The 12,425-nt window shown below is 45.1% G+C and carries 10 protein-coding genes and 1 pseudogene; 7 read left to right on the top strand and 4 right to left on the bottom strand.

The genetic code is table 11. The features are described from left to right. The first annotated feature begins 193 nt into the window (after positions 1–193). The 4 genes from AM228_RS25815 (at position 194) to AM228_RS25800 (ending at position 6,188) form a co-directional block, all read left to right on the top strand. Complete coding sequence (locus AM228_RS25815) at positions 194–1,462, top strand: NAD(P)/FAD-dependent oxidoreductase (RefSeq protein WP_054469790.1); 1,269 nt, start codon at positions 194–196, stop codon at positions 1,460–1,462. A 13-nt stretch (positions 1,463–1,475) separates the two neighbouring features. Beyond that, positions 1,476–1,862: a hypothetical protein gene (locus AM228_RS25810; RefSeq protein WP_054469789.1), complete on the top strand. Its 387-nt coding sequence runs from the start codon at positions 1,476–1,478 to the stop codon at positions 1,860–1,862. A gap of 473 nt (positions 1,863–2,335) precedes the next feature. Then, positions 2,336–4,621 carry a serine/threonine phosphatase gene (locus AM228_RS25805; RefSeq protein WP_054469788.1) on the top strand — a complete coding sequence of 762 codons (2,286 nt, stop codon included), beginning with the start codon at positions 2,336–2,338 and terminating at the stop codon, positions 4,619–4,621. Between the two features lie 274 nt (positions 4,622–4,895). Beyond that, positions 4,896–6,188, top strand: a complete 1,293-nt coding sequence (locus AM228_RS25800) for an FHA domain-containing serine/threonine-protein kinase (RefSeq protein WP_054469787.1) — start codon at positions 4,896–4,898, stop codon at positions 6,186–6,188. A gap of 327 nt (positions 6,189–6,515) precedes the next feature. Here the strand turns inward: AM228_RS25800 and AM228_RS25795 are convergent, their stop codons facing one another. The 3 genes from AM228_RS25795 to AM228_RS25780 form a co-directional block, all read right to left on the bottom strand. Continuing rightward, complete coding sequence (locus tag AM228_RS25795) at positions 6,516–6,737, bottom strand: DUF4327 family protein (RefSeq protein ID WP_054469786.1); 222 nt, start codon at positions 6,735–6,737, stop codon at positions 6,516–6,518. 793 nt (positions 6,738–7,530) lie between these two features. Next, positions 7,531–9,135, bottom strand: a complete 1,605-nt coding sequence (locus AM228_RS25785) for an NB-ARC domain-containing protein (protein ID WP_072160928.1) — start codon at positions 9,133–9,135, stop codon at positions 7,531–7,533. A 373-nt stretch (positions 9,136–9,508) separates the two neighbouring features. Then, on the bottom strand, positions 9,509–10,033 hold the full coding sequence (locus tag AM228_RS25780; protein WP_054469784.1) for a GNAT family N-acetyltransferase: 525 nt from the start codon (positions 10,031–10,033) through the stop codon (positions 9,509–9,511). A gap of 241 nt (positions 10,034–10,274) precedes the next feature. On the opposite strand from AM228_RS25780, the gene psbA reads away from it, so the two are divergent. From psbA to AM228_RS25765, 3 genes are all read left to right on the top strand, one after another. Next, positions 10,275–11,357, top strand: coding sequence for a photosystem II q(b) protein (gene psbA, locus AM228_RS25775; protein WP_054469783.1), 1,083 nt, complete (start codon positions 10,275–10,277; stop codon positions 11,355–11,357). A gap of 143 nt (positions 11,358–11,500) precedes the next feature. Next, the gene (locus AM228_RS25770) at positions 11,501–11,722 is read left to right on the top strand and encodes a type II toxin-antitoxin system HicA family toxin (protein WP_054469782.1); all 222 of its coding nucleotides are present in this window, start codon (positions 11,501–11,503) and stop codon (positions 11,720–11,722) included. Next, entirely contained in the window at positions 11,719–11,943 is a 225-nt protein-coding gene (locus AM228_RS25765) for a type II toxin-antitoxin system HicB family antitoxin (RefSeq protein ID WP_054469781.1), read from the top strand. The genes AM228_RS25770 and AM228_RS25765 overlap by 4 nt, the downstream gene beginning before the upstream one ends. Positions 11,944–12,085: 142 nt before the next feature. Here the strand turns inward: AM228_RS25765 and AM228_RS34570 are convergent. Further along, positions 12,086–12,425: pseudogene (locus AM228_RS34570) on the bottom strand (ATPase); the annotation flags it as partial.

Here is a 12,425-nt window from a genome sequence, read left to right as displayed (position 1 = left end):
TACAGGTATTTGTGGTTTACTCAAGAGAAAATTGCTGTATTAAAGCCAGAATTGTCTAATAAACACATAACGGGAACATTTATTCTATATTTGCTGTAAAATTAGTGTAAAATCGGGGTAGGCACGGGGGCACTACCCCTACAAGTGTTATGTATGCGTTAGTGCTGATTCGTAAGCGAGGTTATTACTTAAAATGGCGAATATTGTCGTGATTGGTGCAGGAATTGGCGGATTGCCCACCGCTTACGAACTCAGGCATTTACTTTCTCATTCTCATCAAGTTACGTTAATTTCGGCATCTCCTAAATTTACTTTTATTCCCTCTTTGCCTTGGGTGACAATGGGGTTAACGGCTTTATCAGATGTTCAGGTCGATCTGAAAACCGCGATCGCCAATCGAGGGATTGAGTTAATCATTGGACAAGTCACAAAACTCGATCCAATTAATCGAGAAATTACGGTAAAAGACCGGATAATTTCCTATGATTTTGCGATCGTGGATACGGGCGCTGAACTTGCTTTAGATGTTATCCCTGGCTTAGGCCTAGAAAACGGTTATACCCAGTCAGTTTGTAATCCCCACCATGCGGAAATTGCCCGTCAAGCTTGGGTAAAATTTCTGGAAAATCAGGGACATTTAGTAGTAGGTGCCATGCCTGGGGCGGGTTGTTTAGGGCCAGTTTATGAGTTTGCTTTATTGGCCGATTTTGTATTAAGAAAAGCGGGCAAACGTCAAGAAATCCCGATTACTTTGATCACCCCAGAACCTTATGCCGGTCATTTAGGGGTTGGCGGCATGGCGAATTCCGCCGAATTGGTGCAAAATTTGCTGGCCAGTCGAGAAATTAATTTAATCGAAAATGCCGCCATTGACCAGATTTTTCCTGACCAGATTACTTTAGGCGATCGCCAAGAAATTCCTTTTAATTATGCCATGATATTGCCATCATTTAGAGGGCCAAGTTTTGCCCGCAAATTTCCCGGTTTGGCAGATGAAAAAGGCTTTTTGCCGGTGTTGCCGACGGGTCAGCATCCCCAGTTTGACTCAATTTATGCGGCTGGAGTAGCGGTGCAAATTCAGCCCCCAGAAACAACCCCAATTCCCGTTGGAGTGCCGAAAACCGGCCAAATGACTGAAGCAATGGGTATGGCGGCAGCCCATAATATTGCTTTAAGATTGGGTGAAATTTCCGGAAGTCCGGTTAAACCAACTTTAGAAGCGATTTGTTTAGCAGATTTTGGGGATATGGGCATCGCTTTTATTGCCAGTCCAGTTTTACCGGATCCTGTCACTGGCAAACGACGCAACGCTGTCGCTTTGCAAGGTCGCTGGGTAAGTTGGAGTAAAGTGGCTTTTGAGAAGTTTTTCTTAACAAAAATGCGCTGGGGTTTAGCAGTGCCTTGGTTTGAAAAATTGGGGTTGAAAATGTTGGGTTTGTCCCTAGTTGAACCCTTAGAGTGAGAGGTAAAAAGTGATGCCTTTAACGAATCTAAAGTGGACTAAAAACATCAGACGGGCTGATGGTGCTTGGGCTTACTCAGAGTTTAAAGCTTATCATTTATTCAAGCTGGAGTGGAAAGATAATGAACCTAATGCCAATAAACCTGAAAAAGACGATCTTATTTTACTCAGACAAAAGGGATATGTCACCCATTTAGTCCGAGTTCTAGACTACAAAGCTGAACGAGAAGTTGGGCAAGGTGATTACAACATTTACCGAATTGTTGAGTCACTTTGGACTATTGATTTTGGTCATCCACCTGGATGGGCAAAAGCAGATCAAATGTTTGGTTATTCAGTCACTTATCAAGGGGGGAATGTGATGGAATTAGAAAGCTTGCCTACTTTTAGACAGCGTTAGGATAATGATGGTGGGCTTTTGGCTTTTCAGAAACATATCCAACAAACCTTACAAACGTTTTCTTTCTGATCAACTACAGACAAAATATGTATGTAGAAGCGATTCGGGAATCGCCTCTGTAGGGGTGATTCGGGAATCACCCCTACAGGTTGTGTGGTTTACTTAACAGAAGAGCGCTGTAAATAACAGGTTTGTAAGCTACCTACGAGCAATTTACTGCGGAACGCTACGGGACGATCGCCTTTAAGTGGAGAGAGGGCGCGATCGCAGGATCATTTCCTTGAATCCAGAGGGCATCAGGCAACGCGATCGCCCCTCGATCCTGAGTATTCAGCAAAATCATCCCGCTAAAAATCCCGCTAAAAATCCCGCTAAAAGCAGGTGCTTAGGTTAGAATTTGCATAACCTCCCAGATACCTTTTCCGTCTCAAGAACCATAAACTAATCCTCATACTGAATTACTACTGAATCCCATGCTGGTCTGTCCCAAATGTCAATATACAAATCCCATTAACCATAAGTTTTGCCAAAAGTGTGGCATTTCCCTTACCCAAAAAGCGTGCTCGGAATGTGGCACTCAGATTTCACTCAGCGCCTTGACTTGCGATCATTGTGGCGCCAAGACGGGCAAAACTTTGTGGGGCATTATTCTGCCCAAAACTGGTGCAATCACTCCCCGGGAGGAAGTTTCACTAGAAGATCAATCTACGCAAGTAGAGACTGAGGAAATCTTTGCCATTAACCCACCGATTCTTAATCAGACGGACATCTCCTCTGAAACCAACAAAATCGATGTACTGAGTTCTTTTGAAGAAGCGGAAAATACTCAAGCGTCTCAGGTGGTGACAGAAATCGGTCAACCTGATGAAGGGACAAAACCAATTGAGGCAGAACCCTCGACTAATATAGAAGAGACAGAAGATACAATGGCTGCGGCTGTTGTGGTAGAAGCCGCAGAAACGGTTGTGGAAACTGTGGTTGAAGATGTCTTGACCCCACAGACTCCAGCCACAGAAACTCCAGCCACAGAAACTCCAGCCCTAGAAACTCCAGCCCCAGAAACTCCAGCAACCAGCAAACCGGATTTTTCTATGGCCCCTGGGGACTATTTAGACGATCAACAGCGGTATCAGTTGATTTCTCAAATCAGCGAAAAGACGAAATCCGGTGACTGGCAAGGTTGTGTATTAGATTGTCAACCCTTACAAGTTTCTCCCTTGTTAACTTCAATTTCCGCCTCATCAACTGCCTCAAGGTCTGGTTCTACTACAGTGATGCAACCCTCGATCAACTTGATTCCCGCGATCGCACAGCCCTACTTGCGGCTTCGCAACCAATGGGCGCCCATAATTCCCTTAATCCATGATGCTTGGGAAAATCAAGACCATTCCATTTTACTAATTGAAGACCGCTCAAACTTCCCTCGTTTAATTGACCAATGTCATCAACTCACCCAGGTAGAACCTTTAGATTTACAGCCATTCATCCAATGGTTTCAACAAATGACCCAATTATGGCAGGTCTTGACCCCGTTGAAATGTCGTCAAAGTCTGCTGAACATCGAGAATTTATTAGTGGATCAAATTAGTGGGGGGTTACGTCTGCAACGACTCTATGGAGATGCCACTACCGCCCCAACATTGGCAGAGTTAGGCAAAATTTGGCAACAACTATTGCCCATCGATAGCAACGATTCAGCATCAAATCATCCAGAAATCATCCAAGATGTGAAATGTGTTGTGAATGATGTCGTCAACGAAAATATTTTCACCGCTGATAAATTATTAGCCACGATTCAGGCAGTTAGCGGACGCAACGCTACCGCGATGTTGCATCCGCAACGCTACGCGATCGCCCATCCCAGGCATGATAACGCTGAACTCAGCCACGGAGATGACCTCTCGACGATGTTGCATCCGCAACGCTACGCGAACGTAATGACTGAAGGCTTAAGGAATTTAGAAGCGATCGGCGCCACTGATGTCGGTCAGCAACGGAATCACAATGAAGATGACTTTGCCATCAAAACGGACATATTCAAATCCCAAACCTCGCGCGATCGCTCTCTCCAATTCCGGGGCATCTATATTGTTTGTGATGGCATGGGTGGACATGAGGGCGGTGAAGTAGCCAGCGCCCAAGCGGTCAAAACCCTACAAGAATACTTTGCCACTCACTGGCAAGATCCACTCACCCTGCCCGACGAAGCCACCATTCGCGCTGCCATCATAGAAGCCAATCAAGCCATCTACGACCTCAACCAAGCCGAAGTCCGCAGCGGCAGTGGTCGCATGGGCACCACCTTAGTCATGGCTTTAGTCAACCAAAATCAAATCGCCGTCGCCCATGTCGGAGATAGTCGCCTTTACCGACTCACCAAAACTCAAGGTCTGCAACAACTCACCGTCGATCATGAAGTAGGGCAGCGGGAAATTCAACGGGGAATTGACCCAGAAATCGCCTATAGTCGCCCAGATGCCTACCAACTGACTCAAGCCCTTGGCCCTCGTCCAGAAAATTTTGTGCAACCGGATATCCAGTTTTTTCCCATAGAAGAAAACTCTTTATTTATCCTCGCCTCTGATGGTCTCACCGATAATGACTTACTAGAAAATCATATTTCCACTCATCTAGAGCCCTTACTCAATTCAGACATCGACCTCAACCAAGGGGTCAAAGATTTAATCGCCTTAGCCAATGACTACAATGGTCACGACAATATTACGGCGATCGCGATTCGGGCAATGGTACAACAATAGTTACAGCAATTTTCTCCGCGAGTAAATCACAAATACCTGTAGGGGCGAACCATTCCGTAGGGGCGAATGGCCATTCGCCCGTACAAGGGCGAAGCATTCCGGTAGATAAATTATTGCTTAGAATATTAAATGGATTGCCGGAAAGATCACGCCCCTACTGCTGAAAATATTAATCTGAATACGCTCAAGATCACGCCCTACCGTGGTTAAGTAAGAAAGAAAACCGCTGTAAACCAATAATCGCGCAATTCAAATTCTTTGAGGACATTCCGACGTGGTTAACCTGGCATTGTTAGACCTGCAAAACAAGACCTTGGTTGCTGAGTGGCACTTTGAGGGAACTGAAAGCGTGCGAATAGGCCGTTCTCCAGATAATGATGTAGTCATTGACAACCCGGTTGTTTCTCGACAGCATTTAGAACTCAAGAAAATCGAGAGTTCTGGGATTGCTTCTGGGATTGGTTCTGGAATTGATGAAACTTGGCAGCTAATCAGTCACGGCACCAATGGCACTTTTATCAATGGCACCCTAGTCACTATCGCCACCCTCAATCATGGGGCACTGATTCAACTGGCCAAAAACGGCCCACTGCTGCGATTTACCCTAGATAAATCTCCAGGGTCTAATGCTGCTGTGACAGCGGCAGCGGGCGCAACCGTTAACCCAGAAATTCCCCTCCCTGCACCCCTAAAAGTTTGCACCCACCAGGATAACCCCCCAAACAACTTATTTTGTATTCACTGCGGAGAACCCCTCCATGTGGAAAGAACCATTCGCAATTATCAAATCTTGCGAACTTTGGGCATTGGGGGCATGGGAACCACCTATTTAACCGTGAAAAAAGTCGAGGGGTTAGTCCCCAGTCGCCAGTTGCTTGTCCTGAAAGAAATGAATGCGGATATGACCAAAATTCTCAAGGCGCAAGAATTATTTGAGCGAGAAGCCCGGGTTTTATCCTCTTTAAATCATTCAGGAATTCCTCAGTTTTTTGACTTTTTTGTAGAAGATGGCAAAAAATGCCTGGTCATGGAAATGATCCACGGCCAGGACTTAGAAAAAATTGTCTTTGCCAAAGGTCCAGTGGTGATGCATCAGGCAATTTCCTGGATGATTCAAACCTGTGAAGTGCTTGATTATTTGCATAATCAAGATCCACCAGTAGTTCACCGGGATATTAAACCGGCAAATTTGATGGTGCGGACTTTGGATCGTCGGATCGTGGTGCTTGATTTCGGCGCCGTTAAAGAAATTGGTACGCCGTTAGGCACTTGTATTGGCGCACCAGATTATACCGCCCCCGAACAAAATCGAGGCGAACCGCTTACTCAGTCAGACCTCTATGGAGTTGGGGCGACGTTAATTTTTTTGCTTACTGGGGAAAGTCCCCAAAAATTTGTGCAATTAAAAGGACAAGGTTATCGGTTTAATTTGGACGGCGATCCCAGAATTCCTACGGAATTAAGAGCAGTAATTGATCGCGCTACGGAACCAAAACCGAGCGATCGCTATCAAACAGCAGTAGAACTTTCCCAAGCATTAGCTGATTTTTTGTCAACAATTTCTTAGCTGGTTTTTATTAGTTATTGGTTGTTGGTTATTGGTTATTCGTTATTGGTTATTGGTTATTATTCCTGAGTAACTCAATAATCACCCATCTAATGCCAAAAAAACCTCGGCGCAAATCAGTTTTATTTGACATTTGTCGGACATTTTTTCAGACCTGAAACGTTAACATTGCATAACGTTTCAGGGTCTATTTTTTAGTGAAATTGCATCCGATTAATATCCCGTAGCGGCGCGTGAATCATATCCGCAAGTTTTGGCAATTGAATTAATCGAAATCATTGGACAATTTTTGATTAAATAATTTCAGTTTTGATTCGTTGAAAGCCTTTATTCATCTTCTTCCCAGGTTTCGACAGCCAGTAATTCGCTAATCGGATCTCTCATTGTGAAGTCAAATTCTTCGAGTTCTTTTTTCCAGTGAGACCAATCGTCACGATACAGAAAGGCAATTTTCCACAGGCTATCGGATGGTTTGATAACGTTGGATTCTACTAACGATCGCACCTGACGTTGAAACTTCACCATCGGGTGAGCAACCTTCTGGATCATAATACCTCAATTTAATTTTGTGAATCTTCATGTCAACAATCGCTTCCCCACCTTCGTTTTTGCATATTCGTAGATGGTTTACAGACGGGAAGCTTATTTTTTTATCCTACCGTTCGGTAGATTTAGGAAATTTGTTGATGGTGTACTAACCATCTGACATCTAGTTTTCACTAGGTGCCTAGCCACATCCGGATTAATCAACCTCACGTCCGCTAATTTTGACCGGGTTGATTAAAGCTAATTAAGCTTTAAGGATGGGTTGAGATTTTGATTGAGCGTTTCATCACTGTCATCTCTATAAGGTTACGGCTCGCGCCTATTAGCCTGTATTCCTTTTTGGATCTGAAACAATTTTTGATTGGTACGAACGCCCCAATCTCTGAAATATATATTACCACTTCTCCGGGAAAGCGATCGCTTTTTTGGGGGAAATTTATATTTAAAATTTTAATATTTCTTAAAGAATCTATAATTTTCTCAATTATCAGCTATCAACTATCAGTTATCGACTATTATTTATTGGTTATTGGTTGGTTAAGGGAACGGGGTGTGGAGTGTGCGGAAGTGGGGGAGCGGATGGTGCGGATGGTGCGGGGGCGATGAGGATATGAGGAGATGAGGGGCAAAGGAGATGAGATGTAGGGGCGCGGCGGCTTGCGCCCATGCTCTCCCCCGCACCCCCAGGGCAGGCGTGGCGCACTCCTGCTCGATTGGCGGAACCTCTGCTCCTCTGCTCCCCGTTTCCCGTTCCCCGTTCCCCAGCCAACAACCAACAACCATCAACCATCAACCATCAATTAAGCCCTAACAACAGTTGCACGTTTTGGGCTGCATATCCTACCTCTAGTTCTGGTTCCCCTTGCAGGAGAGTTTGAATTTGGGTCAAATATTCGGTAATTCTGCTTTCACTTCTAAAGGTTCGCCGCAGTCGATCTTGAATCGGCGTGAGAATATCAGTGATTTGATCGGCTTTCACGGCGGCTGGGGCTTGAGGCTGAACGAGGACATGACTCCGCAACAGAACTAATTTCTCGGTTTTTTTGGTGCGGAACACTTCCCGAATTTCGGCGGATACTTGGTCAATAATTTGGCTGGTGACATATTCCATTAATAAAGGTTGAAGGGAAAACACCGCTTCCTCGCGATCGGGATGTTTTTCAATGAGCGATCGCTGTCCCAGGGAAGCGACTGCTTCGAGTAATTCCCGTTGGGACACTGGCAGGATCATATTTTCCCGCAGTTTGGCCAAAGAAACGGGCTGACGTTCAATGGCTAACCATTGCAGAATTTCCTTTTCTAAAAGAGAGAGGCGATCGCACTGTGTCGCTACTAAACCGCTAATCTGCCCAAAGACCAGGGTATTGTGTTTGAGAAATTCCGCAACCTGACCGCCAAATAAATCTTGAATGGTGGTGGCCACAATTTTCAGCGCCAGAGGGTTGCCTCGATACAGGGAAATCAGAGAATCCCATTTTCCTGGTTCGGCCAGACTTTTTTCTTGGAAAATTTTCCGGGCTTGGGGGGTTTGTAAGTCTGACAAAGCCAGCGATCGCCCCGGCATGGTTTTGCCTTCCAATAGAGCAATTTCCTTGGGTTTTTCCTGACTGGTAATCAGCAGACAGCTTTTATGGGGTTCTTCCCCCAGACGGCGAAAAAACTCACCATACTCCTGATATCCAGGGGCATATTGTGCCGCCAAAGAGCCACTTTGCAGAATCGTTTCCGCACTATCAAGCACTAACAGACAGCGATATTTGCGGAGATAGGCCACAAGAAAGCTAATTTTATCGTTAATTTCAGTGAGGGGATAGTTAAAAGGTCGGCGATAGAGAAATTTCAGCAGATTATCTAATAAATCTTGCAACGAAGGGGCATGACGGAGCGATCGCCAAATCAAATAATCAAAATGATCCTTAAGTTGGTGGGCTAACTTCACCGATAAAGCGGTTTTGCCAATTCCTGCCATGCCAACCAAGGCCACCACACGGCATTCTTGAGACAAAATCCAATCTTCTAAAGTCCCCAATTCCTCAGTCCGACCATAAAAAATTGACACATCTGGGGCTTCCCCCCAATCTTGCCGAGGTTTCGTCGTATCTTCCATCAACAAAGAAAGCTCATCCCCAGAAGTTTGCATTACCATAAGGGCTTGATGGTCTTGATACTGGGTGACTAAAATCTGTTGCAACTTAGCCATTTTTCCCGGACCTGCCCCACCAATATGAAATTTCTTATATACCTCGCCCAAGCGTTTGCGTACTGCTTCGGCGCGGATCTCTAAGTTAGTGGCGATCGCCGTAATCGTTTCACCAGCCAAAGCATGAGACAGCACCTCTAACTCTGACTCCGACACACTGTGTTCAGCCGCCACAGCTTTGAGAAAATCTTGAGGAATCACAGCAGTTCTCTACTTACTTAATGTATTTGGTACGAATAATGTTTCGGCAGGGATAGGCAGACCGCCAATATATCACCTGTACCGAGAATATGTGAGTTCTAATTTCTCTCCCATTACATTACCTCACTTTTGTCATCGCCGCTAATTTTCTAAACTACGGACTGCTTAATCTCACATTTCCCAGTGAGATCAAGTCTCAGGCAAATTTTCCAGAAACCCACCACACCGGCTAATTAGTGCATTCCTGCCTCAACAAGTCTTCAACGCGATCGCAGACAGATTAACCGCCCAAACTCACATCAGCATCCAGCATATATGATCCCAATTCCGCCCCGAATCGCGCTCAATTTCCCCGCCATTTTCTCACTTATCCTTATCTTCTATGCGCTGCCCATCTTCTATCCGCTGCCTCTAAACGCTTTCCCAGAATTACTACATCTCTTTCCACCCCATCCAACTCTGCCACCTGGGGTAAATGACCCCAACGTTCAAAGCCGAATTTCTCAAACAACCTCAAAGAAGCTTGATTATGACCAAAAATAAACCCTAATAAAGTTTTCAACCCCAGTTGAGGAGATTGGCTAATCCCATAAGCGAGTAATTCCTGACCAATGCCTTGATGTTGCGCTTCAGCAACCACATAAATACTGACTTCTGCGGTTGGGTGAAAAGCCGGTCTACCATAAAATGCTTGAAAACTCAGCCAACCAATGACTAGATCGTGCTTCACTTTTACGAAAATCGGATATTTCTGAGGATTATGCGCCAAAAACCAATCTCGACGGGATGCAACGGATACGGGAGTGAGATCCGCTGTGGCCATTCTTTCGGGAATACTGGCATTATAAATGTTCACAATTGTGGGTAAATCGGATTCTGTTGCTAATCTGATGGTCATAAACTGCCGTCCGGGTTTAAGTCGGTGATTACCATATCAGAAGTGAGGGCTATTTCAAATCCAGACCAACAGGAAATCAATTGCCTCCCTAATTGCCTCTTGCCGCCCTTAACACTGATAATCCACGCTTATGACACTGATTAAAATAAATATTTGTTAAACCCCTTTACAAAGCTTAACAATCCGGTTAATCTATAAACATCATCCGAACATTGAAAACTACATAGCACTCATAAAGCAAATGACTACTACTCTCCAACAACGCGAAAGCGCTTCTCTGTGGCAGCGCTTCTGCTCCTGGGTCACAAGCACCGACAACCGCCTGTATGTAGGCTGGTTCGGCGTCCTGATGATCCCCACCCTTTTGACCGCAACCATCTGCTACATCATTGCTTTCGTCGCTGCTCCTCCAGTGGACATTGACGGGATCCGCGAACCCGTGGCTGGTTCCTTACTGTTAGGCAACAACATCATCTCTGGTGCCGTTGTTCCTTCCAGCAATGCGATCGGTCTGCACTTCTACCCCATTTGGGAAGCTGCTTCTCTCGATGAGTGGCTGTACAATGGTGGCCCATACCAGTTAGTGATTTTCCACTTCCTGATCGGCATCTTCTGCTACATGGGTCGTGAGTGGGAATTATCCTACCGCTTGGGTATGCGTCCTTGGATCTGCGTCGCTTACAGCGCTCCTGTGGCTGCTGCTTCCGCAGTTTTCCTGATCTACCCCATCGGTCAAGGTTCTTTCTCCGATGGTATGCCTCTGGGTATCTCTGGAACCTTCAACTTTATGTTGGTATTCCAAGCTGAACACAACATCCTGATGCACCCCTTCCATATGTTAGGTGTGGCCGGTGTGTTCGGTGGCGCTCTGTTCTCCGCCATGCACGGTTCTTTGGTGACTTCTTCTTTGGTTCGTGAAACCACCGAAGTTGAATCTCAGAACTATGGTTACAAGTTCGGTCAAGAAGAAGAAACCTACAACATCGTTGCCGCTCACGGTTACTTTGGTCGTTTGATCTTCCAATACGCTTCCTTCAACAACAGCCGCTCTCTGCACTTCTTCTTGGGTGCATGGCCTGTTATCGGTATCTGGTTCACCGCTCTGGGTGTGTCCACTATGGCCTTCAACCTGAACGGTTTCAACTTCAACCAATCTATCGTTGACTCTCAAGGTCGCGTCATCAATACCTGGGCTGATGTGATCAACCGCGCTAACCTGGGTATGGAAGTGATGCACGAGCGTAATGCTCACAACTTCCCCTTAGACTTAGCTGCTGGTGAAGCTGCTCCTGTGGCTTTGAGTGCTCCTCAAATCAATGGCTAATTCTTAGCTAATTTAGCTAAATAAATAAAAAAACGCTCTCCTGAAAAGGGGGGCGTTTTTTTGTTTGGGGGTATGGCTTTGGTCATTACCCCAGCTAGAACAGGAAATTAAAATATAATGGTGAAAACAAGCTTTGTGCGCTTATGCCAAAAAAAATTCGAGAATTGAAAAGCCTGTTGCTAAAAGCAGGATTTATTTGCCAACCTGCCAAAGGTAGCCACAGCAAATGGAAGCATCCTAAATTGTCACAGGCGATCGTTATAGCTGGTCAAGATGGCAGTGATGCTAAAATTTATTTGGAAAAACAAGTGAATGAAGCTTTAGCAGAACTGAAAAAACTGGAAGATGAGGAGGCAGGAGAATGAACTATACGGTGATTATTCAGTGGTCACAAGAAGATGAATGTTTTGTTGTGTTTCTCCCTGAATTTGAAGATGTGATGCAACCTGTCACTCATGGAGAGTCTTATGAAGCGGCGATTAAAAATGCTCAAGAGGTCATAGATTTATTGATTTCTAGTTATCGCGAAGAGGGCAAACCTTTACCAGCGATGAAGAATTTAGAGCGCTTAATTAAGGCGGCATAAATAAAATGAGAAAACAGCATGAAACGAGTTTGTTGCGTAATCTTAGTAGAGATTCGTAGGTTGGGTTGAAGCATGAAACCCAACATTTATCATAGCGCAAGTTGTGTTTCGTCCCAAGGCTAACCCGACAGGATTTGAGGATTTAATCATTGTAGTTCACATAGATGTACTGTTTAAAGACAGGATTCAGTTGAAACTGCGCTCGCCCTCCCGTGGTCACTTTTTCGACTAAGCCCCGTCTGCCTAAAGATTGCATAGCTTCGGTTAATTCTGATTTGGCAAATTCCCGTAATCCAGGTGGTTGAGAAATATCTACCGCTTCATATTCTGAAAACCTGGATATGACTTTTTTTTCTAACTCCGATAAACGGTCTAAGTGAGATTCGAGAATTGGGGATAAGTCGCCGATAAATATCTCCTCTTGGTCGGCTAAAAATAAGGAAACGCTACCATCAAATAGTTCTAATATCGTTGAGGCGATG

This window comes from Planktothricoides sp. SR001 (assembly GCF_001276715.1).
Taxonomy (GTDB): domain Bacteria; phylum Cyanobacteriota; class Cyanobacteriia; order Cyanobacteriales; family Laspinemataceae; genus Planktothricoides; species Planktothricoides raciborskii.
This window is presented reverse-complemented; position numbering and strand designations above follow the sequence as displayed.

Excerpts from the sequence above, each read along its gene's own strand:
- AM228_RS25815 (WP_054469790.1), top strand. The coding sequence starts at position 194 with ATGGCGAATATTGTCGTGATTGGTGCAGGAATTGGCGGATTGCCCACC.
- AM228_RS25810 (WP_054469789.1), top strand. The coding sequence starts at position 1,476 with ATGCCTTTAACGAATCTAAAGTGGACTAAAAACATCAGACGGGCTGAT.
- AM228_RS25805 (WP_054469788.1), top strand. The coding sequence starts at position 2,336 with ATGCTGGTCTGTCCCAAATGTCAATATACAAATCCCATTAACCATAAG.
- AM228_RS25795 (WP_054469786.1), bottom strand. The coding sequence starts at position 6,737 with ATGATCCAGAAGGTTGCTCACCCGATGGTGAAGTTTCAACGTCAGGTG.
- AM228_RS25780 (WP_054469784.1), bottom strand. The coding sequence starts at position 10,033 with ATGACCATCAGATTAGCAACAGAATCCGATTTACCCACAATTGTGAAC.
- psbA (WP_054469783.1), top strand. The coding sequence starts at position 10,275 with ATGACTACTACTCTCCAACAACGCGAAAGCGCTTCTCTGTGGCAGCGC.
- AM228_RS25770 (WP_054469782.1), top strand. The coding sequence starts at position 11,501 with ATGCCAAAAAAAATTCGAGAATTGAAAAGCCTGTTGCTAAAAGCAGGA.
- AM228_RS25765 (WP_054469781.1), top strand. The coding sequence starts at position 11,719 with ATGAACTATACGGTGATTATTCAGTGGTCACAAGAAGATGAATGTTTT.